This is a genomic window from Arthrobacter sp. Dra40 (genome assembly GCF_059091905.1).
The window spans coordinates 1-23,347 of the sequence record NZ_JBNHHB010000044.1; the positions used below are offsets into that span (position 1 = coordinate 1).

The window sequence follows — 23,347 nt, forward strand, 5'->3', positions numbered from 1 at the left end:
CTTTCATCGCCCCTATTTCCAACGGAGGCCGTATTGCCGACCTGTCGCCGGGGAGCTAGGGCCCGTTCCCTTCCGGCCCGTAGATGAACTCCTCGGCGTGGGCGACGGCCTTCTTGAACGAGTCGTTGCGCAGTGCAGCCTGTTCCGGTCCGCCATTGACGCTTTCCGTGTAGTTCGTAAAACCAGGGCGCAATGCCCAGATGCCACCGGCTGGCGGCAGGTAGAACACGGCGAAGGAGCGGTGTTCGCCATCGTCGTCCCCCCACACCGGGACGACGGCGACGGCGGCACCGGTGTCGACGTTGATCCACTGCGCGCGCGGGCGCGGCTGGCCCTCCTCGAAGACGCTCGGGTCCAGGAACGGCGCGGTTCCCGGCCCCCAGCGCTCCTCGAACCGTTCATGAAAGACGGGAAACAAGTGATGGTCATACCGACGCCAACTGGAAACAGCCATTGATCCTCGCTTCATCGAAAGGGGAAAATCCGCCACTCGGGCCACACGGCTTCCTCGGGCTCCGGCCGCGAAAAGCCGAGGTAAACCGGATCCGCCACCCGCACAGTGGGCCGCGCACCATGTGCCGGCCGCTCAGCAGCGGGAGCCAGGCGGTCATCAGGGGCCGAATGCACACCCGCTGCCGGACGCGGACCCGCCCCGGGCGTTGCGGGCCGTTGCGGCGAACCCGCCGCCTGGCCGGCGCCCGGCGAAGCAACCGTCTGCCCGCCGCGTCCGCTGCCCCGGCGGCGGCCGCGGTCGTAATGCGCGCGGCGGTCCACGTCACCCAGCACGGAGTAGGCCTGCAGGATGGCTCCCATCGCCAGGCCGTCGGCGCGCGAAGGCGGCGCATCGCCGTCGTGATTTAGATCCGGGTGATGCCGGCGCAGCAAGGCCCGGTAGGCGCGCCGGATGTCAGCATCGCTGGCCTCGGGCGCGACGCCCAGGATGGCATAGAGGTCCATGTCAGCCATGCGAGCCTCCTTCCTGCTGCCGGCAACCGCCGCCGTGCGCGGCGAGCCGGTGGCCCCGCCCGATCCCAGGCGGAACCCCCGGCCTTCGCACTCCCGCTGGTCAGGCGTCGATCATCGTCTTGGTGTCTCCGCTGTTGATTTCGATCTTGCGCGGCTTGGCCTGCTCGCGGATCGGGATCCGCAGCGACAGCACACCCGCCTCGTAATTCGCCGTGACCTTTTCCATATCCAGCGTGTCGCCCAGGATCAGCTGGCGGCTAAAGGAACCGCTCGGCCGCTCGGCGGCAACGACGTCCTTGCCCTCGTCGATCTTGGACTTGCGCTCTGCTGCAACCGTGAGAACGTTGCGTTCAACATCCAGGTCAATGGTGGACGGATCGACGCCGGGCAGGTCGAGTTCAACGACGAACTCCTCGCCTTCCCGCCACGCATCCATCGGCATCGCCACCGGGCGCGCCTGGTTTCCGAAGACCTGCTGGGTCAGGCGGTCCAGCTCACGGAAGGGATCGGTTCTCATCAACATGGCAGCCTCCTTCAGTTCTTCTCCTTGGCGCTCACTAAATCTGTCTTTGAGCGCATAGATATTATGACTCTGCGGTACTATGTTTGCAAGTCTGATGTTGGAGGAATTTTGGCAGTCGAGAAGAAGCGCCCGGGGACGGACAAAGGGGTCTACGGCATTTCCGTGGTCTCCGACATCGTGGGCGTGGGCGAACAGACCCTGCGCCTGTATGAGCGGCGCGGCCTGCTGGAACCGCAACGTACAGCGGGCGGCACCCGCCGGTACAGCCAGGACGACGTCGACCGCCTCCGCCGGATTGGCGAACTGGTGGACGACGGCGTGAACTTGGCCGGCGTGGGCAAGGTTCTGGAGCTCGAAGACGACAACGCCTCCCTGCACCGACAGCTCGACGCAGCCAAGAAGCGCGCGAACGGACAGGAGCGGCGACCCGATCCGGAGGAACCCGAGCGCCGAGCCTGAACCACCTGCCGCTCCCCTGCTGCCCGCGGTAGGGTCGTGGGCAGTGCCTGTACTCCGGATCCGAACAGAGGACCACGCCCATGGGACTGCGAAGCGCACTGTTCGCCGCGCAATACGATGCTGCCACCCGCCGCGGCGAGCCGGCGGAGCTCGCGTCGCACCGCGCTGCCTTGCTGTCCGGGTTGAGCGGGACGGTGTACGACGTCGGTGCGGGCACCGGCGCGAACCTGCCCTACTTCCCGCAAGGGTGCTCCGTGACGGCGGTGGAGCCGGACCCGAACATGCGCAAGCGGCTCGAGGCCAGACTGGGGTCCCACTCAGGAAACGTGCGCGTGGTTGATGCCGTTGCCGAGGACTTGCCGGCCGAAGACGGCAGTGTGGACGCCGTGGTGTTTACCCTGGTGCTGTGCAGCGTCCCCGACCAGGCCGCAGCCCTGGCCGAGACCAAGCGCGTGCTCAAGCCTGACGGCAAGCTCCTCTTCCTGGAGCACGTGCGCGGCGCCGGCGCGCACGGCAAGGTGCAGGACTTGCTGCGGCCTGTGTGGTCGTTCGCGGCGCAGGGCTGCGAGCCCAATCGGAACACCGCGGCTGCGATCGCCGCCGCTGGCTTCGACGTGTCCCTGCAGGATGAGTTCGCGGTCGGCCCTGCCTGGCTCCCGATCAATCCCATGGTGATGGGCACAGCAACGCCCGGAGCCAACCGCTAGGCTGTCTCCGGGCGCACGCGGCACAGCCGCTTTAAGTTGGGACGCTCGTTACCCGAAACCGCCCAGCTTGTCCTTCATGCCGCCGAGCTTCTCGCCCAAACCTCCGGGGAGCTTGCCGAGCAGCGCGTCAACGTCGATGCCGAATTTGGACAGCAGCCCGGAGTCGCGCTCCGTGTCCACCTTCTCCGGCAGCTCTGAATCCGCCTTGGCTGCCTGGTCATGGTTTCCCTGCTGCTTCAGGAAGTCGATGATCTGCTGCTTGTCGACCTGCATGAGTTTTTCCCTTCGCTAGCGTGTCAGCGTACTCTCCACTGTCCTCGCGCCGGGAGCATGTGGCAAGGAGCCCGAGACGGCCGCGAACGGCAGATGGCATACTATGTGGACTCCACAGCGCTGGGTGAACCTCGTGGACAAAGGAAGCATGACATGGCTGGGCATTTCGAAGTGATCAAGGCGCCCGACGGCGGCTACCGAGTCAGGATGCTGGACGGTAAGGGAAATCTCATGGCCGAATCGGTCACGTATCCGTCCCTCCAGGAGGCCAAGGACGGCATCGAGCTGGCCCGGGAAATCGCCGGCACCGGCCGCGTGATCGACCGGACGGACGGCACAGCAAGTGGTACTTAGTCGGGGCAGCTGACTGCTTTGTTACTTACCGTGCCACCGCCCTGCCTGCCGCGTAAACGTCCGACGGCATTGGCCTATGCAGCTTCCAAGTGATCGCGATCGGCTTCTCTCCCGAATGCTGCACGTAGTCGACCTGGCCCAGACATGTGTAGGGCATAGTCATTCCGACATCATCTTTTGCATGCTCTCGTGTAAACAGAACAATCTGTGACCCGTGCGCTTTGCGGTCGAGGTACCGTCGCCCGACTGGACTCGTAGGGGACGCCGAGTTCTGTGATTCCCAGTGGAACAAGTCCTCACTCAGCGCATAGTCCTTGTACATAGTAGTGGCCGAGTGATTCTTTTCGTCCTTGTTCAAGGTGACGAAGAAGGCATCGGTAGCTATTTCCGGGCTCCAGGCAACACCCTCCCTGTGCTGCGCGTTCCGCCCGCCGAGCTTGGCGATGCCAAGGGCTGCCAACACTTCTTCACGGCGGTAGGTGGCGTGGGAGTACATAGGTAGGTGTTGTAGGCCTAGTCCGAGCCCCTTAGGCATGTGGCGGGCAGTCTGGACGCCTCGCTTCATCAATTGGCTGATCTCGGAGCAGACATAAGGATAGGCCCGCAGTTGCTCGAAGCCGTCGTCATACTTCTCGAAGTCTCCGCCATCAGGCCAGAGGGTAAAGAAGAGCATCCGGGCCAAGGTTTTCTCTCGCTCCCCCAGGTCCTCGTAAGGCACGGCGGCCGGGGAAACGAGCGCGGTGTATGTCTCAGCCCGTTTAGGATCATCGACATGCATCAGCGCGGTCATCTTTTTCAGTACAAGTTGCTCCTCGAAAAGTGACCGGCCCTCGCGGTGAACGGCCGGCTCCGCGCTTGCATCGATCAGCCCGGCCTCACGGATTAGCGACGTCCAGGAGTCACCGGTTTTCCGATAGACCTCCGCCGCGTCCCTGCCAGACTCGCGCAGGTAGTCCTCCAGCAGGACCTCGGCATGTGACCGTACGTCGGCGACCAACTGGTTCCGGTTGAACTTCAGCTGGGATCTGATGTTATCCAGCACAGTCCGCTGCGCCACCCGATCCAGGATGATCTGACAGCCTGAGGGCAAGAGCGGGAACTCCTCCTCGATCTGTTTCACGAGGCCTGCCCTGCTGGTTCCGGTCAGCGCCCGGAACTTGGGGGCAAAGCTGAATTCGCGGCGTTGCTGGCCGATGAAGTCCAGAACTGTCAAGACGGCCTTATCCTCGGCTCGCCGGAGGCCGCGGCCGAGCTGCTGGAGGAAGATGGTCGAGCTTTGCGTTGGACGAAGCAGCAGGATCGTGTCAACTTCCGGCACGTCCAGGCCTTCGTTAAAGAGGTCGACGGCGAAGATGCAGTTGATCTCCTTGCTGCGAAGACTGGCGAGGGCTGCGGCCCTGTCCTCGCTGGTCGAGTCGCCTGAGACGGCAACCGAAGTGATTCCGGCGCCGTTGAAAACCTTGGCCATGTAACGTGCGTGCTGCACGGAGACGCAGAAGCCTATGGCTCGCATCTCCGTGGTGCTGAGCACTTTATCGCGCAGTTCCTTGATGACCTTGGCCGCGCGGGCGTCGTGGCCCGTGTACACGGCGCTCAGTGCCTGGAGATCGTAGTTGCCCCGCTTCCATTGCACCCGGCTCAGGTCGACGTCGTCCGCCAGTCCGAAATAGTGGAATGGAACCAACAGGTCGGCATCCAGTGCGTCCCACAGGCGAAGTTCGCTTGCTGTGCGGCCGCCAAAGAACGCCTCCGCGACGTTGACGCCGTCGCCACGCTCCGGCGTGGCGGTCAGGCCAAGCAGTTCCTGCGGGCGAAGGTGATCGATGATCCGCCGGTACGTCGGTGCCTCTGCGTGGTGGAACTCGTCGATGACAACGACGTCAAAATACTCCGGGGCGATCTGTTCGATGCCCTTGGACGCGAGGGATTGAACGCTGGCAAAGACGTGTTTCCATTGCGTCGGCTTGTCTTCGCCGACGTAGAGTTCGCCAAATGAGCCGCTCTGCGCAACGGCTCGGTAGGTGCGCAGGGCTTGCTCCAGGATTTCTTTCCGATGGGCGACGAACAGCAAAGTAAGCTGGCGGCCGGCTTGGTTGCAGAGCTGCTGGTAGTCCAAGGCAGCGACAACTGTCTTGCCGGTACCCGTGGCAGCCACTACCAGGTTTCGATGGTGGCCGTGAATTCCGCGGGACGTTTCAAGCTCCTCCAACATCTCAACCTGGTGCAGATGCGGCTGGACCTCCAGCCCAGTGGCGCCCATGGGCTGCATCGCCGTGGTGCCGCCGTTCCGCAGCAGGGCGGCGTCGAGCCTTTCGGCGTCGGCATCCGGGTCATAGGGGACGAAAGCCCGCTGCTCCCAATAGCTGTCAAACGTGACTTCGAACTTGTTCAGCAGCGCAGGCGTTGTGACAGACGATAAACGGACGTTCCATTCCAGTCCGTCCAGGAGGGCTGGCCTGCTCAGGTTGGAGCTGCCCACGTAGGCCGTGTGGAATCCAGTGTTGCGGCGGAAAAGCCATGCCTTGGCGTGGAGTCTGGTGGCTTGGGTTTCGTAACTGATCCGCACTTCTGCCCCGTGTCTGCGGACCAGTTCATCAACCGCACGGCGTTCGGTGGCGCCCATATAGGTAGTAGTAATAACGCGGAGGGGGGCACCACGTTCTGCGAGCTCATCGAGTGCCCTCTCCAGAAGACGCAGACCACTCCACTTGATAAAGGCACTGAGCAGATAAACACTATCGGCCGACGCCATTTCGGCACGGAGCTCGGCTGCAAGGTTCGGATCGTCCTTGCCGTTCGTGAGGAGGGCCGAATCCGACAACGGGGTAAGCGGGCGACGAAGATTTCGACGTCGCAGTTTCTCCGGTGCATGAAGCGAGAGAAGCTGCTGCGGACCGTCCTTGATCGAGTCCTCTGCCTGTATTGCCTCCAGCAACTTATTGGCAAGCGCAAGCTGTTCCTCAGGCTTTGCCGCCGCCAAGGCATTCCGTGCGGCCTCGCCTATATGTCTTGCCAGGACCTCTGTGACTTCAGTCGCGTTTACTGTTTCGAAGTTCGCCTGATAGTCGTACTCGCGGCCCAGCCGACGGGCCAAAGATTCTGTGTGCAGGGCCTCATACAGGCCCTCGTGCAGGGCTCCTGCTTCTCCCCCAATGAATGCGTTCACCAGGCCAGGGTAAATGAGGATTGCGACATTTTCTTATACGACGGCCGTCATCAACATTTTACGCAAAAATGCGCGATCCCTTTCGATGAGCTTGCGCGGCCAACAGCCCGAGCCCTTTGGGAACCTTGCGACTCCGGGCACGATAGTCGGCGGCGCTCACTGTGCTCGCGTGGACTTTGACCAGGACGTCGTCGGGACCCGGTGAGGGCTTCGGAACATCGACTACGCTGACGACTTTGGGATGGCCGAACTGCCATCAGACCGCGGCCCTCATCGCGCATCTCCTGTCGGGAGTGCAGTGGCACTGTCGGAGATGCGCTTCGAACGCGCGGCCCTTTGCGCGCGCCGGCGGATGAAGTACTCGGCGACGGCAAGGTTGAGCAGCCAGGCTGCCCCCATGAGCACTGCACGGCTCAGTTCGTTGGTGGAGCCGACCAGAAGAATCCACGGGATGGTCACCAGGGCCTGCGTTCCCGCGGCGATCCCGATCGCGTAGCCGCGGGCCATCCAGGCACCGTGGGCGGCGAAGTTGCGCCGCTTGATCGCGAGGATGCCCAGGATGATGCTCACCGCCATGGTCGTGCCGAACACCAGTCGAAGGACGAGCAGGATGGCGCCGTCGTCGGGCGGGAGGTCGTAGAAGACGGACATCCAGAGGCCGGAGAGAGCAGCGAGCAGGCCGGCCGGGATGAGGACAACCCCGGCGATGCGGTGCCAGCTGCGCCGGCCTCGCTTGCCGCGGCGCAGCGAGGGCACAAACTGGAAGGCCCCGACCAGGCTGTAGACGATGGCCGCGGGGATGTGAATCAGCACGGGAAGGGGCGAGTCGAAGAACCGCTCGTTAGCCGGCGTGACCGCCGCTCCCCCGGTCAGCTCGGCAACACGAATCGATCCGAAGATGACCGGGATGAGGCTGACAAAGATCAGGCCGGCGGGTATGAGCCAGCCGCCGCGGGGCCGGCGCCCGGAGTCCTTGGTGACGGCGATGGTTTCTGCAGCCATGATTGATCCCCCAAAGTTTGGGTGTACGTCGTACACCTTGTGATCTAAAAAGTAGGTGTACGTTGTACACTTGTCAAGAGATATCTGCCGTCAGAAGGGTGGTCCTGATGGCTCAGCAGGTGGAGTCGGCGCGCCGCGCCCCGCTGAACAGGCAGCGGGTCTTGAGGGCCGCCGTCGTACTTGCCGACGAAGTTGGCGTCGAGGCCCTGAGCATGCGCAAGCTCGCGCAGGAGCTGGGCGTGGTGCCGATGGCCCTGTACAAGCACGTCGCCAACAAGGAAGAACTGCTGGACGGCATGGTCGACATCATTGTCGGCGAGATCGACACCGGGAACAGCGGGGCGGACTGGCGGAGCGCGGTACGGCAGCGGGTGTTGTCTGCCAGGGAGGTCCTGCTGCGCCACCCGTGGGCGCGTCAGGTGCTCGAGTCGCGCACGAACAAGTCGCCGGTCGTGCTGGAGTACATGGACTCGGTGATCGGCATGTTCCGCGCCGGCGGATTTTCCGTTGACCTCACGCACCACGTGATGCACGCGCTGGGCAGCCGCATGTGGGGGTTCACCCAGGAGCTGTTCGACGACTCGCGAAGCGCGCCCGCAGAGGTGCCGCCGGAGATGCTGCGCGCGATGGCCGAACGGTATCCGCATATCGCCGAGATCGCCATGGCAGGCGCGCATGACGAGGGGTCCGTGGTGGGACAGGGCTGCGACGACCAGTTCGAGTTCGAGTTCGCACTGGACCTCCTCCTGGACGGATTCGAGCGGCTCCACCAGCAGGGTTGGACGTCGGCCCCGCGATCCTGAGGCCCGCGGTCTGAGCGCGTGGCTCCTCCACACTCGGCTTGAAGCGCCCCGGGCGGCAGCCGACAGCAGCCAGACGCCGGGTTCAGCACGTAGGGTATGTGGAACGAGCGCCGGAAGCCGACAAGGAGGAGAATGCGCGCCTACTTCCTCCTGCTGCTGGTGGTGATCTTTTATGCCGGCAATATCCTGACCGGCAAAGCGCTCAGCGAGCTGCCTCCCCTGACCATCGCCTTCTTCCGGGTTTTCATCGCTTTCCTGGTGCTGCTCCCACTGGGGTACCGCAGCGCCTGGCGGTCGCGCCGCCTGTTCTTCCAGCACCGGAAGCCGCTGCTGCTGTTAACGCTCACGGGAGTGGCCCTCTTCAATACGCTGATCTACTCGGCCCTCCAATTCACTTCGGCCACCAACGTTTCCGTGCTGGAGGCGTCGATACCGGCTGTCACGGTGGCCTTGAGCTTCTGGCTGCTGCGCGAACGGCTAAGGCCCGTCCAGTGGTGCGGCGTCGCACTCTCCCTGTGCGGCGCGCTGTGGGTGGTGACCAACGGGCAGCTGATGAGCCTGGCGGACCTGTCCTGGAACATCGGCGATGCGATCATGGCAGCGGGTGCGGTGTCCTGGGCGGTGTATTCCATCGCCGTGAAGAAGTATTTGCACTTGTTCCCGTCCTACGGGGCGGTGCTGGTCATGACAGGGCTGTCCGTCCTGATCCTGCTGCCGGTGATGGCGGCGGAGTGGCTGATCGTGGGCATCCCCGAGATTAGCGGACCCCAGTGGTCCGGCCTGGTGTACCTCGGCGTCTTTCCGTCGGTGATTGCCCTGATGCTGTACAACCGGGCCGTCGCGGTCCTCGGGGCATCCCAGACGTCGGTCTTCCTCAACTTCGTCCCGGTCTTCACCATGCTCGGTGCGTACCTGCTGCTGAACGAGAGCATCAGCGGCATGCAGTTGCTCGGCGCTGCCCTGGTGATGTGCGGCGTCTTCTTCACCACCCGGGGCAACGCAACCGCCCGCGGTAAAAACCCGCGGCCCAGCCTCAAACCTGGCAGAAACTCCGCCGCTGAAGAGACTCGCTGAGCAGCCTTATCCCTTTGGCATGGCGGCCGCATTCGGGCGTACGGTGGCTATAAGGCGGCAAGATGCCGGGGAGGGCGGCGCAAGCGCGCTTCCCGCGTGCGCTGTGACCGCGAGCGACGAGCGCGAACAGCAGCCGCGAACAGTAAACCGAGGGAAGGATGGACATGGAACCCGAGGAATTCGACCTGCTGGTGGTTGGCGGCGGGAAGGCCGGCAAGTCGCTGGCGATGGACCTGGCCAAGTCCGGCCAGCGGGTAGCGATGGTGGAGCGGGCGATGATCGGCGGCACCTGCATCAATGTGGCCTGCATCCCCAGCAAGACCCTCATCCACTCCGGCCGGGTGCTGGACACGGTGCGCCGGGCGGAAGAGTTCGGCGTTGCAGGCGCGGAGAAGCCGCGGATAGACCTCGAGCTGCTGCGCCACCGCAAGGAGGACGTAGTGGACACCATGGTCGCCGGGCAGCAGAAGCTGTTCACGGGATCGGGCATGGACTTCATCCTGGGCGAGGCCAAGTTCGTGGCGAAGAAAACCGTGGAAGTAGCACTGCACGACGGCGGCACCCGCCTGCTGCACGGCACCGACGTCGTCATCAATCTGGGCACTGAGCCGGCGCTGCCCCCCATCGACGGCCTGGCCGAATCCAGCGTGCAGACCAGCAATACGTTGCTGCACCTGGAGCAACTGCCGGCGAGCATGGTGATTTTGGGCGGTGGCTACATCGGCTGCGAATTCGCCGACCTGCTGAACACCATCGGCGTGCAGGTCACGGTAGTCCAGCGCGCCGGGCAACTGCTGCCGCGCGAGGATGCAGACGTTGCGGAAGCTGTGGCCAAGGACTTCACCGACGCCGGGATCACGCTGAAGCTCGGGGCGTCAGCCGAGAAGATCGAGCGCGCCGGCGACGGCAGCGTGACCGTGACGCTGTCCGGCGGGGAAACCGTTACCGCAGACGACGTGCTGGTGGCGCTCGGGCGGCGCCCCATGACGGACGGAATCGGGCTCGAAAAGGCCGGCGTGCAGCTGACCGACAAGGGCTTCATCCAGGTGGATGACCAGCTGCGCACCACGGCCGACGGCGTGTGGGCCGCCGGCGACTCCGCCGGCTCGCCGCAGTTCACCCACGCGTCCTACGACGACTACCGGATCCTGAAGGCCAACCTGGCCGCCGCGCGGGGCGAGGGCGAGCTGCGGACCACCCAGGGACGGCTGATTCCCTATACCGTGTTCACGACGCCGGAGTTGGCCCGGGCGGGGATGACCGAGGCGCAGGCGCGGGAAGCCGGGCACGATGTGCGCCTCGCCAGGATGCCTGTCAGCGCGATCCCCCGCGCCCGGACCGTCGGCCAGCTGAGCGGCGAATGGAAGGCAGTGCTGGACCGCCGGACCGGCACGATCCTGGGTGCCGCGCTGCGCGGAGTGGACGCCAGCGAGGCGATCGCGGTGCTGCAGATGGCGATGATCGGCGGCCTGGACTACACGCGAGTGCGCGACGCCGTCATCACCCACCCGACGGTATCCGAGGGGCTAAACCTGCTCTTTACGCCGGCGTGGCTGGAGGACTAGGCGCCCAGGAGGCTCTGCGTGCCGTCGTCCAGCCCGAGCAGTTCGCGGGCTTCGAGCTCCGCGATGAGGGCGTAATACCGGACGATGGCATCGCGGGCGGGACGCGCATGATCAAGCTCGCGGTAGTACCGGCTGCTGAGCGACAGGAGCTCGTCAATGGACAGGGAGGATAAATCGGACGGGAACGAGGTATGTCGAGGGGTCACTGTTAGCGAACTCATGCCGCCACCTTTCTTGGCCGCCGGCTGAAGGTGGCGGCACTGCAATTCGGAAGATCCGCGGGGGCATTGACGTGGAAGTCGCCGGTGAGCCATGCATCCTGTGCTGTCGCGTCTTCGGGCTCCCCAAAGCCAAAACGCTTGAGTTTTTCCAGGGCGCTGGTCTCGATATGCCTTGCCTCGGTCAGGTCGATGGTGACCGCAGAACCAGAGGTTAATTCGGTGATGCGGAGGAGAAGTGGGAAGAGCGCTTCGCAGCTGGCGATGGTCAGGCACCCTCCAACCTCTACGACGGCAGAAGAGCGGTCAATATCCAGCCTGACTAGTATTCGCAGTTGGTGTTTCACGGATGTCTCTCCATACGACTGTGTCCATGGCCAACTGCTTAGCCTTAATCCACGCTACAGCAACGCCTCTGTGTGTCAACGATGGCCGGCCGGCCGCTGCCCGGCCGGCTACTTGTCGAAATGCGTCTGTCCCGAGGAGGAATCCGCGGAAGTCACCAGGCTGGCCGCCACATCGCGGAGCTTGATGTTGCGGCTGCTGGAGGCTGACTTGAGGAGGGCGAACGCTTCCTCCTGGCTGCAGCGGTTCTGGCCCATGATGATGCCGATGGCCAGAGCAATGGTCGTCCTGGACTCCAGCGCCGCTGCCAGATCCGCCTCGGTGTCACGGTGGCGGGCAAGCCGGACCGCCAAGGACAGTGCCCGGGACGCCTGGCGGGCATACTCTTCGGCGGACTCGATCGCCGCCGCGTCGAACCGCCCCGGCTCGTCGGAATAAAGGTTGAGTCCGGCGGCGCCGTCGGAGTCGAGGGCGATGGGCACCCCCAGGATGGACCGGACGCCCTCGTCGAAGACATTTTTCCGATACTCGGGCCAGCGGGCTTCATCGCGAAGGTCGGCGACGTGTACCAGTGTTTGTTCCCGGGCCGCCTTGAGGCACGGTCCGTCGGAATATTCATACTGGATCTCATCCAGCTTCTGCGCACGTTCGCTGCTGCTGGCGACCGTTCCGGCCTTCCGGTGGCGCAGCAGCGTGATGCCGCAGAGAAGTTCCTCTCCGGGATGGGATAGGTTGTGTACCGCCAAGCGGGCAACGGCGTTGAGGAACGCCTCGATGTCTTGGCTTTCGACAGCAAGATCGTGAAGATGGCCGTCCACGGTTGTTTCCGAATTACCAGAGGTTTCGTCGGTCATGTCAGCCCCCTCCATGGCTCACCGCTGAACGTGATTTCCACGCTACACCTCGAGGGGGGAGCCACCGCTAGGGCCTGTTTGGGCCCGGTCCTCGTCGAAGAGACAACCGGCAGCGGAAGACTCTGCCGGACATCCGCCGCCGCCCAGATAACGATTCGGCGTCCTGCCCGCGTTGGGCGGCTTCCGCGAGCTTGGCAACCATAGGATGCTAAGGGTGCTGTCAGAGTGTCAGCCGGAAAGCAGGAGACGTTGGCGCCTCATCTGGATCGATCCGGCATGCTGCTGGATGGGCGGTACCGCCTCATGGAACTGGCGGGTAGTGGAGCGAACGCCAAGGTGTACCGGGCGGAAGATGAAGTTCTGGGACGGGAAGTGGCCGTCAAGGTCATTCAGCGCCCCTCGATGAACGAGGAAGAGTTCCACCACGACAACGCGGAGATCAAACTCCTGGCCCGGCTGAATCACGTCAACCTTGTGACCCTTCTGGACGCGGGCATCGACCGCATTGAAGCCGGACATCCGCAGATCTACCTGGTCATGGAGTTGATCGAAGGCGCAGATCTGAAGACCCGCTTGGCGGCTGGTTCCCTGCCGCAGCGGCATGTTGCCCAGATTGGCCAGGATCTGGCCGAGGGCCTGGCCTACATCCACAACAACTCGGTGGTCCATCGGGACGTCAAGCCCGGCAACATCATGCTCTTCGATTACGACGACGACGGCTCACGCGTGCGCGCCAAACTCACCGACTTTGGCGTCGCCGTCGTGATTTCCGACGATGCCCACGTCTCCGGCATGTATGGCACTGCCGGCTATCTGAGCCCGGAGCAAGCCAAGGGCGAGCCCGTTGGCCCGGCCAGCGACATCTATTCACTGGGCTTGGTGCTGCTGGAGTGCTTGACCGGCCGACCCGCGTTTTCCGGCCCGCCGTTGGAGGCAGCTGTGGCCCGGCTGCTGCGTGATCCGGAGATTCCGGCGGATGTGGGGCCCGACTGGATGGTGCTGCTGGGCGCCATGACGGCCGCCGATCCCGCGGCTCGTCCCACCGGGCGGGAGGTGGCGCTGGCGTTGGAGGAGCTGGTGCTGTCCCTCCGGGGCAGGCGCCGGGTGGACGTTCCTGTCATCCCGGATGGCGAGCTGCCCCGCGTCGAAGCAGCTGCGGGCTAGCTGGAATCTCCGGAGACCGGTCCTGCCGGACCGGGGTCCGATGCCGGAAGCCCGGCCAAGCGTTCGATAACCCGAAGTCCTGCCGGGGTGCCGGGCCAGTGCCGCCGCAAGGCCTGGGGACCGGCGGTCCTGATCAACAGCCGCAGCGCCCAGGCCACGACGAGCACATCGTCGGCATAACCGATGACGGGCAGGAAATCGGGGACCAGGTCGAGGGGGCTGGCCAGGTAGGCCAGCAGCAGCACCAGCACCATCCGGACCCGGGCCGGCAGGTCGCGGTCCCCTGCCAGCCGGCGCAGCAGCCGCAAGAGGTCCGGCAGCAGGCGCAGGGAATCGCGCAGACCCACGGTCTCCGGATGCCGGCGGGCATACAACCACAGGCCGGCCAGCAGCACGATGTAGACCAGGAGGAAGCCGCCCACCACTCCGATCAGGAGGTCCGGCCAGTCCATCTTCTGCTCCGCTCTGCACTGCCGTTACGGCTCCGCCTGCCCCCGCGCCGCAGGCCGGCGCGCCGCGAGGCTCTCCGCACGCGCGCCGCGTCCCTGCCAGTCCCGCCGTCGTACTTGCCTCGGACACGCCCCCTGCAACTCTAGGGCAGACAGGGACGTGGATGTGCTGTAGCCTCCAACCCACAAAGCGATGAGGCCGGCGTTGAGGCGGCCTCGGCAATCCTTCGGAGGAGGACTCATGCTGCGGGGAATGAGTACGGTGAGTTTTTATACTCCGGATTTGCCGGCGGCAGTCGAGTGGTATTCGGACCTGCTGGGGCAGAAGCCCTACTTCCAGCAGCCAGGCTATGCGGAGTTCCGGGTGGGCGATTACCAGCACGAGCTGGGGCTGATCGACACCAAGCATGCTCCCCCGGGGCACGCGATCGATCCGGGCGGTGCGATCCTCTACTGGCACGTGGACGACGTGCAAGCCGTCCGGAAACGTCTGCTGGAGAAGGGCGCCAAGGAGCTGGAGCCGGTCATGGACCGCGGCCACGGGTTCATCACGTCGTCGGTTGTGGATCCGTTCGGCAACGTCCTGGGCATCATGCAGAACCCGCACTATCTGGAGATGCTGCGCTCTGCTCCGGCGTCCTGACGTGTAAACGCTGCCACCACCGCCGCCCGGCTGATTGGACCGCCCAGTTCACCGTCAGGGTGGTGAAAGCCCACCGGAACTGCCGGGCAAACGCCGCGCGGCCGGCAAAGATCCGGCCGGCCGCCCCCACGCGCAGCCGCCGGTCGAACCGGACCCGCGCCCACGGCGCCAGCTGGAAGCTCAGGTCCAGGTCATCGTGGAGGTCGGTGCGATCGCGGTGGACCCCTGCTTTCGACCGCTCCCAGGCAATCCGGCGCATGGCGAAATTCGATCCCCACACCGGTGTTCCCGCCAGCGCGGCTCCGGCGCCGAACCGGTACCCGTGGGCATAGGCGGCGGAGGCAAACCGGGTCAGCGGCCGCGGCAGGTCATAGAACCGGCCCGGACCGGTTACCGCATCCAGGCCGGGTTCGGCGGCGAAGGCATCGGCGATCCGCGCGAGCCAGTCGGCAGGGGGACGGGTGTCGGCGTCGCACCGGACGATGACCTCGGCGGCGGCGGCGTCATAGCCGGCAGCCGCGGCCGCCGGAATACCACGGCGAGGTTCGACGACGACCCGCGCGCCGGCCGCCCGTGCCACGTGGGCCGAGGAATCTGTGCAGCCGTTGTCCACCACGATGATCTCGTCCGAGGGCCGGGTCTGCCGCCCCAGCAGCGCCAGACAGTCGGCGAGCGCCGCCGCGTCGTTCAGTACCGGGATCACGACGGCCAGTCGGGTGTAGCGCGGCGGGGCGGGTTCCAGGGCGGGGGCTGGTTCCAGAGCCGGGCTCGATTCCACGGCGGAAGTGGGTTGGCCGCCGTCGTCGCCTCGCGCTCTCACCGCACGCCCACGTACCAGATCAGCAGCATGGTCACCAGGAAGCCCACCACGTAGTTCAACCACAGGAAGCGTTTCCAGCCGGCGTTCGCGGCGGCCGAGCCGGCGTCGTCAATCCGGGCGAAGCGCAGCACGTTGGCCAGATACGGCAGGGCCAGCAACCCGGCCAGCGGGCCGGGCCAGTCGGTGGCCAGCATGAGCAGGCCGGCCGCGGCATAGGCGGTGGCGGAGACCAGCACCGTGCGGCGGGCCCCGAGCACCGTGCCGATCGATCCCAGCCCTGCCTCGCGGTCCGGGACCACGTCCTGCACGGCGCCGAAGGCATGGCTGGCCACGCCCCACAGGAAGTAGGCAGCCAGCAGGGCCCACAGACCCGGGGTGAACTCGGCGCCGGCCAGGACCAGCCCGTAGACCGCCGGGGAGACGAAGTGGGTGCTGGAGGTCAGCGAGTCGATGAACGGCCGCTCCTTGAACCGGAGCCCCGGAGCGCTGTAGGCGTAGACCGCGGCCAGCGACACCACCAGCACCAGGTTGGAGGCCACGCTTCCGGCCACCGCCAGGACGGCGATGAACGGCACGGTGGCCACCGCGCAGGCCTGCAGGATGGCGCGGTGGCGTGCTTTGTCCACCACCGCCCCTTCCGCTCCGCCCTTGCGAGGGTTCAGCAGGTCCGATTCGTAGTCGAAGACGTCGTTGATGCCGTACATCGCCAGGTTGTACGGGACCAGAAAGAAGACCGTGCCCACCAGCAGCAGCCAGTCGATCCGGCCCGAGGCCAGCAGGTAGGCGGCAGCGAAGGGGTAGGCGGTGTTGACCCAGGACACCGGACGGGAGGTGACGACCAATTCGCGGATCATCGGTGCTCCCCTCCCCCGGCGGCGCGGCCGGAAGTCCCGTCCGGCGCTTCGACGGAACGACGGCGGTGGCCTCCTCCGGTGAGCATCAGCCACAGCGCGGGCAGCAGCAACACGGCTCCCAGCGGGTAGGCGAAGTCTTCAATCGGAGCCAGGCCCACCCGGAGGCCGGCCAGGGCATGGCCGCCGTAGTCGAACAGGCCGGACGCGATCATCACGTTGTCGAAGACGGCGGTGAGCACCCACAGGGCGGCAATGGACAGGCCGGCAGCGATGGCTGCACCGCGGGGCACCTTGCGGGCCAGGATCGCTGCTCCGGCGGTAACAGCGGCCGCCCCCAGGAAGATCCAGTTCAGCTCTGCGAAGTTCACGCCCGGCCTCCTGCCGTGCCGTCGTCGTGGGTGACCAGCGGTTTCCGCCCGCCGGGGGACGGACGATCCTGCGGGCGCGGGCGCCGCAGCCAGGCCAGCAGGCCGGTGAACAGCACCATGGTCTGGTAGCACAAAAAGGCCAGGAAGAAGGCCTCCTCCAGCGGCAGTTCCGGCCCCAGCATGATGCCGGTCATCAGCGGGGAGCCGCGGTGGAGGAAGATTCCCAGCGCGATGGCCCAGACATCCCAGGCCAGGAAGTAGAACATGCCGGCGGCCATGGTGAGCGCCGCCGCGAGCGGCCGGGCGAAGAAGAACAGTTTGTAGCGGGCGTCGAGCAGTACCATGCAGCCCAGCAGCGCGACGAGGACAGCCAGGTAGATCATGTGCTCCTCCCCGACGGACAGTGCGGAGTTGCAGCGGGCGGCGCTGATGGCGCCGGTTCCGGCAGTGGTCCCGGCGCCGTGATCCCCTGGACAGCCTTGAGCACCAGTTCGGCGCTGATCAGGCACATGGGCACGCCGATGCCGGGGCGCACGGAGCTGCCGGCGTAATGCAGCCCGGCAACGCGGCGGCTTCGGTTGCCTGGCCGGAGGAAGGCGCTTTGCCGCAGCGTGTGCGCCGGTCCCAGTGCGCTGCCGCGCCAGGCGTTGAAGCCAGCCGCGAAGTCGCCGGGACCATAGGTACGCCGGACCGCTATGCGGCCGCGCAGGTTCGGGATGCCGGTCCACTCGGCCAGCTGGTCGATGGCGGCATCCGCGACCGCCTCCACGATGGCTCCGCCCTCGCCGTCGTCGCCGCCGCCTCCCCAGGCCGGTGCCGCCGGCGTGGGCACCAGGATGAACAGGTTCTCGTGCCCCGCGGGGGCGACTCCGGCATCGGTGGCGCTGGGCTTGCACACGTACACCGAAGTTTCCCGGGCCAGCACGCGCCCGGCCTGGATCCGGGCGAAGTTGTCCTCCCAGTCGCGGGTGAACAGCAGGTTGTGGTGGGCCAGTTCCGGCAGCGGCCCTCGCACGCCCAGGCAGACCAGCACGGCACTGGGCCCGGGGTCCCGGCTGCGCCACGCGCTTTCGGGATGGCTGCGCAGGGCGGCCGGCAGCAGTTCGGTCTCCACATGGTGCAGATCCGCGGCCCCGACGACAGTGCCCGCGGCGGCGCGGTGTTCAGCCCCAGCGGCATCCGACCACACCACCGCCTCGCAGCGGGCCTTGGCGCCGGCCGGTACGGTCACGATCTGCCGGGCGGTAGCTCGGGTTTCGATGCGGACGCCGGCCTCCCGGGCCAGCCGTTCCATGGCATCGATCAACGCGGCGAACCCACCCCGCGGGTAGTAGACGCCGTCGTCCAAATCCAAGTGGCTCATCAGGTGGTACATGGCCGGAGCGCGGTACGGGCTGGTGCCCAGGAACACGGCCGGGTACCCCAGCAGCTGCTGCTGACGCGGGTCGGAAAAGCTTTCACGGACGTAGCGGTCCAGGTTCCAACCGAGCAGCTGCGCCAAGCGCGGCGCCCGGCGCAGGACGTCCGGGTGGGCCAGGCCGCGCAGGCTGGCGAAGTCGTCGTACAGGAAGTGCTTTTTGGCCAGCCGGTAGGTTTCGGCGGCGCCGTCCAGGTAGCGGCGCAGCGCCCGCCCGGAATGCGGTTGCAGTTCGTCGAAGAGTTGGACCGCGCGCTCGCGGCCGGGGCGCACTTCCACGGCGCCGTGACGGCCCTCGAACCAGGTCCGGTAACCGGGATCCAGTTTCACCAGGTCCAGTTGGTCGGCTGCGCTGGTGCCCATCAGCTTGAACCAGTGGTCGATGACCTCCGGCATCAGGTACCAGGACGGGCCCGTGTCGAAGCGGAAGCCGCCGCTTTCGTACCGGCCGGAGCGGCCGCCCAGCCGGGAGCGCTGCTCCAGCAGGGTGACCCGGTGCCCGGCCTTGGCCAGCAGCCCGGCCGCCGCAAGGCCGGAAATCCCGCCGCCGATTACCACCACGGGCTTGGCGGCGCTGCCGGCAGTTCGTGCTCCCAGTCCCCGCTTCAGCCGGCGCATCACCAGGCGGTTCTTGAAGGACGTCATGCTCATCAGGCGGCGCTCCTGAGGCGGAGCCGCTGGCGGGCCAGAATCCGCAGCGCGATCGCCGTTTTGTGCGGGGCGCCCACCCGGACCCGGCGGGTCAACAGTTCGTCCGCCGGAACCCGTTCCAACCGGTTCACCAGCGCGCTGAACAGGGCATGGGCCAACTCGACGGCGCTGCAGGCACCGGGCGGAAGCAGCGCGATGCCGCGCTGCGCTGCGGCCAGATCGGCGCGGATGTCGGCCACCAGTGCCCGCTTTCGTTCCTCATCGAAAACCGCGGCGCCCGTGTGCGGGAAGTAGCTGCGGCCAAGTTCGGTGCTGTCGGCCGCGAGATCGCGCAGGAAGTTGACCTTCTGGAAGGCCGCACCCAGCCGGCGCGCGGCGGTGGCGAGTTCCTCGTCACGCCCGGGGACGGCACCGGGCATGGACTGGAAGACGCGCAGGCACATCAGCCCTACCACCTCGGCGGAACCGTAGATGTAGTCCCCCAGCGTCCCGTCGGTGTGTTCGGCCACGGTGATGTCGGCACGCATGGAGGCGAAAAAGGGGCGGGTCAGGTCGCTCCCGATACCGCATCTCCGCGCGGTGTCGGCGAAGGCATGGACCACCATGTTGGTGCTGTAGCCGGTTGCCATCGCGGTCTCGGTCTCGCGTTCCAGCCCGTCCAGCTGGCCGCGAACGGCCACGGGGTCAAGCCCGGCCGCGGCGGCCGCACCGTCCACCGCCTCGTCGGCGACCCTGACCAGGGCGTAGATGTTGGCAATATCCCGGCGTCCGGCCGGTCCCAGGAGCCGGCAGGCCAGGCCGAAGGACGTGGAGTAGCGGGACAGGACCACGCCGGCGCTGCGGCCGGCGGCGTCGGAATATCGGTGCAGGGCTTTCAGGTCCATGATTTTTATTTCCCCCTTGTCAGCACCTGGTTGCAGACCCGTTCGAGTTCGCCGCATGCTCCGGCGTCCAGTGGCAGGCTGCGGCACTCCCGGAGTGCTTGGTCCACCAGGCTGCGGGCGAGCGCCATCGCCTGTGTGTCAGCGCCGGCGTCCTTGAGCGCGGTCCGGATCTCGTCGATTCCCGTTTCGCCCCGGTGGAAGGCAGCCAGCAGATCTTCGAACCCTTCCGCCGCTGCCGCATAGGCGGTCAACACCGTGCGTTTGCCTTCCCGCAGGTCCGATTCAGCCGACTTGCCGGTGGTTCCGGGTTCCCCGAAAGTTCCCAGCACGTCGTCCACGATCTGGTAGGCCACGCCGATCCGCCGCCCGACGGCTGCGAGCGCTTCCGCTTGGTGAGGATCGGCACCGGTGAGCAGCGCCCCGGCCTTCAGCGGGGCTTCGAAGGAGTAGGCGGCTGTTTTCAGGCCCTCCATCTCCAGAACGTCGTCCAGGCGCGGACTGCTGGTTGCGGCGGACAGCAGGACATCGTCCAACTCCCCTGCCGCGGACGCGAAGACGGCGTCGTGGACTGTTTCGATCACCAGGTCGGCGCACTGCAATCCAGCGGCGGCGAGGCCGGCTGTCCGCAAGGCACCTGCCAGCAATAGATCGCCGGTAATGAGGGACGCCGAGTGGCCCAGGTGCTCGGCGTCGGCCCGGGACACCCCCTGGGCCAAGGCATCATCGCGGTAACGGGCTCCGATGGTCGGGAGGCCGCGGCGCACGAAGTCCCGGTCAATGACATCATCGTGCACCACCAGTGCGGTGTGGAGCAGTTCGAACGAGGCCGCCAGCCGGGCACAGCGGCGCGGTTCCCTGCCCCCGAAGGCTGAGTAAGCCAGGTACACCATCCTGGGTCGCATCCGCTTGCCGCCGCGCAGCGCGGCATCGATACGGTCCCACATCAGGGGGAAGGACCGCGACGTGGCGCCTGCCCGCGAGCGGCTCTCGTGGGAAAACTTCTGGAGTTCCGATTCAACGAGTGGTCTCATGCTGTGCCAGTCGGAGGAGTCCGGCACGGCCCCGGCGCTGGCACGGCGGTGGGTGTTCAGAGTCATGGCTGACCTTTTCCCAGGGGTTGGGGTGCGAAGGGCGGCTCCCCCGACAGCTCGTCAACTCGTTGCCCCACAGAGTGGATGGCGCCACTCGGACCGGCGAGCGCTGTCACCTGTTGGAGGGGGCCTGTGCCCCTGACCAACTGACGGGTGCCAATGATTATTGGCATCAGCTTGGCAGTGGTGATGTTCGGGAGCCCGGCCAGCAGCGACAGAGCCGCCGGCCCGTGGCTGATTAAGTGCCGCATCGCGCAAACATCTGTCTCATTCGTCCCCGCTACCCATGTATCCGGTACTCAACCATTCCTTGAGCACCGGAGTTCCCCTCATGCGGACGGACGCGTCATGCAGCTCCGGGCACCTAGGCGCATCCCCCTTGCGCAAACCCAACCCCACTGATCATTTAGAAAGTTTGATAAATGATGGACTAATCAGCGGTCTTTGTCGACCGTTCCCCCGGCGTCGCTGCCGTGCTGCGGCCGATGTTGGGCTGAGGGCTTGCGGGCCGCCGCCCCATGGTGGAAAGTAGTAAGCCCACTTACCATCAGTGGCGGTACGTCCCATCCAGCGGCACCCGAAGCCACCGCCGGCTTCCTCACCCACAAGGAGCAAGACCATGACACCGACACCGGAACAGCCTGTAACCGATGACAGCATCAAGGTTCGCCAGCTCAGCCACTACCAATTCACCTGGGTAGCCGGTGAAGCGGGCGCCCCGGGAACGTGGACCCTTCAGCTCGTCCTGGACCAGGGTGCGTGGGAAGAGGTGCTAACGCTGGACGCCGACGACGCCGACAACCTGCAGGACCTGCTCTCCACCTCAAAGACCGTGTACTACGACGTCAGCCGCCGCACCCTAATGTTCGGCACCACCAGGACTGGCCACCACTAGAGAACACTGCCCCGGCGCATCAACCTGCCGACGCGCGCCGTCGGCGGGTGCTTGCCGGGCTGAGAACGGTTTCAAGCGGCCGGTTGCCCTGAGATGCTGGTTGCGTGACCACCATTTCAACGGGGCCTCCCCGCACCGCGCTCAGCTGGAAACTGGTGCCTGCGGCGCTGCTATCGGCGTCCGGGGTACTGCTTTTCGGAGTCGAAAACGACCTCGCCGGCTACGGCGTGCTCGCCACGAGCATGGTCACGGCCGCGCTCGTCGACACCGGGTTTTTCCGGCACCTCGCACTGATCGCGGCGGGGATGGTGATCATCAGCCTGGTCCCCCTCAACGCGGACCTGAGCATCGCGCACATGGCATTCATGGGTGGCGCCCTTGCGTTGGCCGTACTGGTGCCCTGGCTCGTCTCCCGGTTCGTCTACCGCGAAAAGATCATCAGGTTTCCGGTGAAGACCGGCCGCACGTGGCCGTTGGCAGCCAAGCTGTACCTCATCGGAGTCGTAGCGCTTGGCTACTTCATTCTGCCGGTGTATCTGATAAGCACGGGGGTCTACCAAAACTGGCCGGATGCCTCCGACCCCACCATCTTCTGGCGGCTCTTGCTGGGCGTCAACGCCGTGGGCATCTGGGACGAGCTGTTCTTCATCTGCACATCCTTTACCCTGTTGCGCCGGCACTTCCCGGACTGGCTCGCCAACATCCTGCAAGCCGTCATATTCTCCTCCTTCCTGTGGGAGATCGGCTACCAGGCCTGGGGGCCGCTGCTGACGTTCCCGTTCGCGCTGCTGCAGGGCTACACGTTCAAGCTGACGAAGTCCTTCACCTATGTCGTAACAGTGCACTTGCTCTTCGACTTTGTGCTGTTCCTCGCGCTGGTACACGCGCACAACCGCGACTGGCTGCCGATCTTCTGGTACTGAAGGCCGCTGCCGCGAAAGGAGCTTCCGGCCCGGCCCTTCCCTGGCCGCACGGTTCCGTGACACCGGGAGCGCCGGCAGTTTAGCCGCCGGCCTGCTGCAGGCGGGTCAGGTAGCCGGCGAAACCGGACGGGGTCCGGCCGCGCAGCCGGCCTGACGTCACCACGTGCAACTGGTCGGAGGGCAGCACGGCGCCGCCGGCGGAGCGGATCGCTTCCACCAGCCGGACGTCCTCGTGCTCGGCGACGGCCTTGAATCCTCCGGCGGCCAGATAGGTGGACGCCCGCACGCCCAGGTTGGCGCCGTGCACGCGGGTGTGTGCTTCCTGCACGGAATACTGCGTCCGCCACGCACGCAGCAGTGCCGGTGCCAGGCTCGCCGGTTCGGGTTCCACTGTTCCGGTGACGGCGTCGGCGCCGGTATCGGCCAGGGCGGCGAAGGCGGTCAGCCAGTGGCCGGGCACCACGGTGTCCGCGTCGGTGCAGGCGACCCAGATGTCCTCCACTGCTGCAGTGTCCTGCCGGCCTGCCCGCTGCAGCGCGGCCTCGACGCCTGCCGACCGGGCGGCACCCACCGAACCGAACCCCCCTGCCACGACTGCGACCCGCGGATCTGCCGCTGAAACGTTTCGCGCTATGGCCGCCGACTTGTCGGTGCAGCGGTCCAGCACCACGGTGAGTGCTACGCCGCACTGCGGCCGCTCCGCCTGGAGCACGTCCATGGCGCGCCGCACCTGCTGCAGGCACCTGCCCAGCAGGTGTTCCTCGTTGTGCACCGGAACGACGACGGCGATGTGCCGCACCGGGGGCACGGCGCCGGCCCGCCGGGTTTCCGCGGCGACGGCAGAGGTGCTCATGAGCTGTCTCCGGGTGCCGGTCGGAC

28 protein-coding genes are annotated in these 23,347 nt (G+C 66.1%); 10 read left to right on the plus strand and 18 right to left on the minus strand.

Features of this window, described 5'->3' with window-relative positions:
• Positions 1 to 55: 55 nt before the first annotated feature.
• The 3 genes from AC5RWT_RS17640 to AC5RWT_RS17650 form a co-directional block, all read right to left on the minus strand.
• Complete coding sequence (locus AC5RWT_RS17640; protein ID WP_494081284.1) at positions 56 to 454, minus strand: hypothetical protein; 399 nt, start codon at positions 452 to 454, stop codon at positions 56 to 58.
• A gap of 11 nt (positions 455 to 465) precedes the next feature.
• Positions 466 to 966, minus strand: coding sequence for a DnaJ domain-containing protein (locus AC5RWT_RS17645; RefSeq protein ID WP_494081285.1), 501 nt, complete (start codon positions 964 to 966; stop codon positions 466 to 468).
• Positions 967 to 1,066: 100 nt separating this feature from the next.
• The gene (locus AC5RWT_RS17650; protein WP_494081286.1) at positions 1,067 to 1,489 is read right to left on the minus strand and encodes an Hsp20/alpha crystallin family protein; all 423 of its coding nucleotides are present in this window, start codon (positions 1,487 to 1,489) and stop codon (positions 1,067 to 1,069) included.
• 108 nt (positions 1,490 to 1,597) lie between these two features.
• Between AC5RWT_RS17650 and AC5RWT_RS17655 the strand changes: the two genes are divergently transcribed.
• Positions 1,598 to 1,948: a MerR family transcriptional regulator gene (locus AC5RWT_RS17655; protein ID WP_494081287.1), complete on the plus strand. Its 351-nt coding sequence runs from the start codon at positions 1,598 to 1,600 to the stop codon at positions 1,946 to 1,948.
• 80 nt (positions 1,949 to 2,028) lie between these two features.
• On the plus strand, positions 2,029 to 2,655 hold the full coding sequence (locus tag AC5RWT_RS17660; protein WP_494081288.1) for a class I SAM-dependent methyltransferase: 627 nt from the start codon (positions 2,029 to 2,031) through the stop codon (positions 2,653 to 2,655).
• Between the two features lie 48 nt (positions 2,656 to 2,703).
• On the opposite strand, the gene AC5RWT_RS17665 is transcribed toward AC5RWT_RS17660, so the two are convergent.
• Positions 2,704 to 2,928 (minus strand): hypothetical protein, encoded by a 225-nt coding sequence (locus tag AC5RWT_RS17665; RefSeq protein WP_494081289.1) that lies wholly within the window; start codon positions 2,926 to 2,928, stop codon positions 2,704 to 2,706.
• A gap of 153 nt (positions 2,929 to 3,081) precedes the next feature.
• On the opposite strand from AC5RWT_RS17665, the gene AC5RWT_RS17670 reads away from it, so the two are divergent.
• Positions 3,082 to 3,282: a YegP family protein gene (locus AC5RWT_RS17670; protein WP_494081290.1), complete on the plus strand. Its 201-nt coding sequence runs from the start codon at positions 3,082 to 3,084 to the stop codon at positions 3,280 to 3,282.
• A 25-nt stretch (positions 3,283 to 3,307) separates the two neighbouring features.
• Here the strand turns inward: AC5RWT_RS17670 and AC5RWT_RS17675 are convergent, their stop codons facing one another.
• Both AC5RWT_RS17675 and AC5RWT_RS17680 read right to left on the minus strand, forming a co-directional pair.
• A complete protein-coding gene (locus AC5RWT_RS17675; RefSeq protein WP_494081323.1) occupies positions 3,308 to 6,415 on the minus strand; it encodes a DEAD/DEAH box helicase in 3,108 nt (1,035 codons plus the stop codon).
• Between the two features lie 303 nt (positions 6,416 to 6,718).
• On the minus strand, positions 6,719 to 7,450 hold the full coding sequence (locus AC5RWT_RS17680; protein WP_494081291.1) for a DUF2306 domain-containing protein: 732 nt from the start codon (positions 7,448 to 7,450) through the stop codon (positions 6,719 to 6,721).
• 107 nt (positions 7,451 to 7,557) lie between these two features.
• Between AC5RWT_RS17680 and AC5RWT_RS17685 the strand changes: the two genes are divergently transcribed.
• The 3 genes from AC5RWT_RS17685 (at position 7,558) to AC5RWT_RS17695 (ending at position 10,892) form a co-directional block, all read left to right on the plus strand.
• A complete protein-coding gene (locus AC5RWT_RS17685; protein WP_494081292.1) occupies positions 7,558 to 8,253 on the plus strand; it encodes a TetR/AcrR family transcriptional regulator in 696 nt (231 codons plus the stop codon).
• Positions 8,254 to 8,385: 132 nt separating this feature from the next.
• A complete protein-coding gene (locus AC5RWT_RS17690; RefSeq protein WP_494081293.1) occupies positions 8,386 to 9,327 on the plus strand; it encodes a DMT family transporter in 942 nt (313 codons plus the stop codon).
• A gap of 164 nt (positions 9,328 to 9,491) precedes the next feature.
• Positions 9,492 to 10,892 carry a dihydrolipoyl dehydrogenase family protein gene (locus tag AC5RWT_RS17695; protein WP_494081294.1) on the plus strand — a complete coding sequence of 467 codons (1,401 nt, stop codon included), beginning with the start codon at positions 9,492 to 9,494 and terminating at the stop codon, positions 10,890 to 10,892.
• Here the strand turns inward: AC5RWT_RS17695 and AC5RWT_RS17700 are convergent.
• The 3 genes from AC5RWT_RS17700 to AC5RWT_RS17710 form a co-directional block, all read right to left on the minus strand.
• Complete coding sequence (locus AC5RWT_RS17700; RefSeq protein ID WP_493968531.1) at positions 10,889 to 11,113, minus strand: hypothetical protein; 225 nt, start codon at positions 11,111 to 11,113, stop codon at positions 10,889 to 10,891. The two genes, AC5RWT_RS17695 and AC5RWT_RS17700, sit on opposite strands and share 4 nt — an antisense overlap.
• On the minus strand, positions 11,110 to 11,457 hold the full coding sequence (locus tag AC5RWT_RS17705; protein ID WP_494081295.1) for a hypothetical protein: 348 nt from the start codon (positions 11,455 to 11,457) through the stop codon (positions 11,110 to 11,112). Before AC5RWT_RS17705 ends, AC5RWT_RS17700 begins: the two co-directional genes overlap by 4 nt.
• A 108-nt stretch (positions 11,458 to 11,565) precedes the next feature.
• Positions 11,566 to 12,309, minus strand: coding sequence for a GAF and ANTAR domain-containing protein (locus tag AC5RWT_RS17710; RefSeq protein ID WP_494081296.1), 744 nt, complete (start codon positions 12,307 to 12,309; stop codon positions 11,566 to 11,568).
• Between the two features lie 225 nt (positions 12,310 to 12,534).
• Between AC5RWT_RS17710 and AC5RWT_RS17715 the strand changes: the two genes are divergently transcribed.
• A complete protein-coding gene (locus AC5RWT_RS17715; RefSeq protein WP_494081297.1) occupies positions 12,535 to 13,473 on the plus strand; it encodes a serine/threonine-protein kinase in 939 nt (312 codons plus the stop codon).
• Here AC5RWT_RS17715 and AC5RWT_RS17720 read toward each other — a convergent pair.
• Positions 13,470 to 13,925, minus strand: coding sequence for a YkvA family protein (locus AC5RWT_RS17720; RefSeq protein WP_494081298.1), 456 nt, complete (start codon positions 13,923 to 13,925; stop codon positions 13,470 to 13,472). The two genes, AC5RWT_RS17715 and AC5RWT_RS17720, sit on opposite strands and share 4 nt — an antisense overlap.
• Positions 13,926 to 14,175: 250 nt before the next feature.
• Here AC5RWT_RS17720 and AC5RWT_RS17725 point away from each other — a divergent pair, with 250 nt between their 5' ends.
• On the plus strand, positions 14,176 to 14,565 hold the full coding sequence (locus AC5RWT_RS17725; protein WP_494081299.1) for a VOC family protein: 390 nt from the start codon (positions 14,176 to 14,178) through the stop codon (positions 14,563 to 14,565).
• On the opposite strand, the gene AC5RWT_RS17730 is transcribed toward AC5RWT_RS17725, so the two are convergent.
• The 7 genes from AC5RWT_RS17730 to AC5RWT_RS17760 are packed head-to-tail and all read right to left on the minus strand — an operon-like array spanning position 14,513 to position 20,656.
• Entirely contained in the window at positions 14,513 to 15,343 is an 831-nt protein-coding gene (locus AC5RWT_RS17730) for a glycosyltransferase family 2 protein (protein WP_494081300.1), read from the minus strand. The genes AC5RWT_RS17725 and AC5RWT_RS17730 overlap by 53 nt on opposite strands.
• Before the next feature lie 38 nt (positions 15,344 to 15,381).
• Positions 15,382 to 16,239, minus strand: coding sequence for a prenyltransferase (locus AC5RWT_RS17735; RefSeq protein ID WP_494081301.1), 858 nt, complete (start codon positions 16,237 to 16,239; stop codon positions 15,382 to 15,384).
• A complete protein-coding gene (locus AC5RWT_RS17740; RefSeq protein WP_494081302.1) occupies positions 16,236 to 16,607 on the minus strand; it encodes a lycopene cyclase domain-containing protein in 372 nt (123 codons plus the stop codon). Before AC5RWT_RS17740 ends, AC5RWT_RS17735 begins: the two co-directional genes overlap by 4 nt.
• Positions 16,604 to 16,990, minus strand: a complete 387-nt coding sequence (locus AC5RWT_RS17745; RefSeq protein WP_494081303.1) for a lycopene cyclase domain-containing protein — start codon at positions 16,988 to 16,990, stop codon at positions 16,604 to 16,606. The genes AC5RWT_RS17740 and AC5RWT_RS17745 overlap by 4 nt, the downstream gene beginning before the upstream one ends.
• A complete protein-coding gene (gene crtI, locus AC5RWT_RS17750) occupies positions 16,987 to 18,642 on the minus strand; it encodes a phytoene desaturase family protein (protein ID WP_494081324.1) in 1,656 nt (551 codons plus the stop codon). The genes AC5RWT_RS17745 and crtI overlap by 4 nt, the downstream gene beginning before the upstream one ends.
• A gap of 32 nt (positions 18,643 to 18,674) precedes the next feature.
• A complete protein-coding gene (locus tag AC5RWT_RS17755; protein WP_494081304.1) occupies positions 18,675 to 19,559 on the minus strand; it encodes a phytoene/squalene synthase family protein in 885 nt (294 codons plus the stop codon).
• A 5-nt stretch (positions 19,560 to 19,564) separates the two neighbouring features.
• Positions 19,565 to 20,656 carry a polyprenyl synthetase family protein gene (locus tag AC5RWT_RS17760; protein WP_494081305.1) on the minus strand — a complete coding sequence of 364 codons (1,092 nt, stop codon included), beginning with the start codon at positions 20,654 to 20,656 and terminating at the stop codon, positions 19,565 to 19,567.
• A 613-nt stretch (positions 20,657 to 21,269) separates the two neighbouring features.
• Here AC5RWT_RS17760 and AC5RWT_RS17765 point away from each other — a divergent pair.
• Together AC5RWT_RS17765 and AC5RWT_RS17770 are read left to right on the plus strand one after the other, a co-directional pair.
• Complete coding sequence (locus AC5RWT_RS17765) at positions 21,270 to 21,545, plus strand: hypothetical protein (RefSeq protein ID WP_494081306.1); 276 nt, start codon at positions 21,270 to 21,272, stop codon at positions 21,543 to 21,545.
• 104 nt (positions 21,546 to 21,649) lie between these two features.
• On the plus strand, positions 21,650 to 22,468 hold the full coding sequence (locus tag AC5RWT_RS17770) for a CPBP family glutamic-type intramembrane protease (RefSeq protein ID WP_494081307.1): 819 nt from the start codon (positions 21,650 to 21,652) through the stop codon (positions 22,466 to 22,468).
• 79 nt (positions 22,469 to 22,547) lie between these two features.
• On the opposite strand, the gene AC5RWT_RS17775 is transcribed toward AC5RWT_RS17770, so the two are convergent.
• Entirely contained in the window at positions 22,548 to 23,321 is a 774-nt protein-coding gene (locus AC5RWT_RS17775) for a glycosyltransferase family 2 protein (RefSeq protein ID WP_494081308.1), read from the minus strand.
• Positions 23,322 to 23,347: the final 26 nt, after the last annotated feature.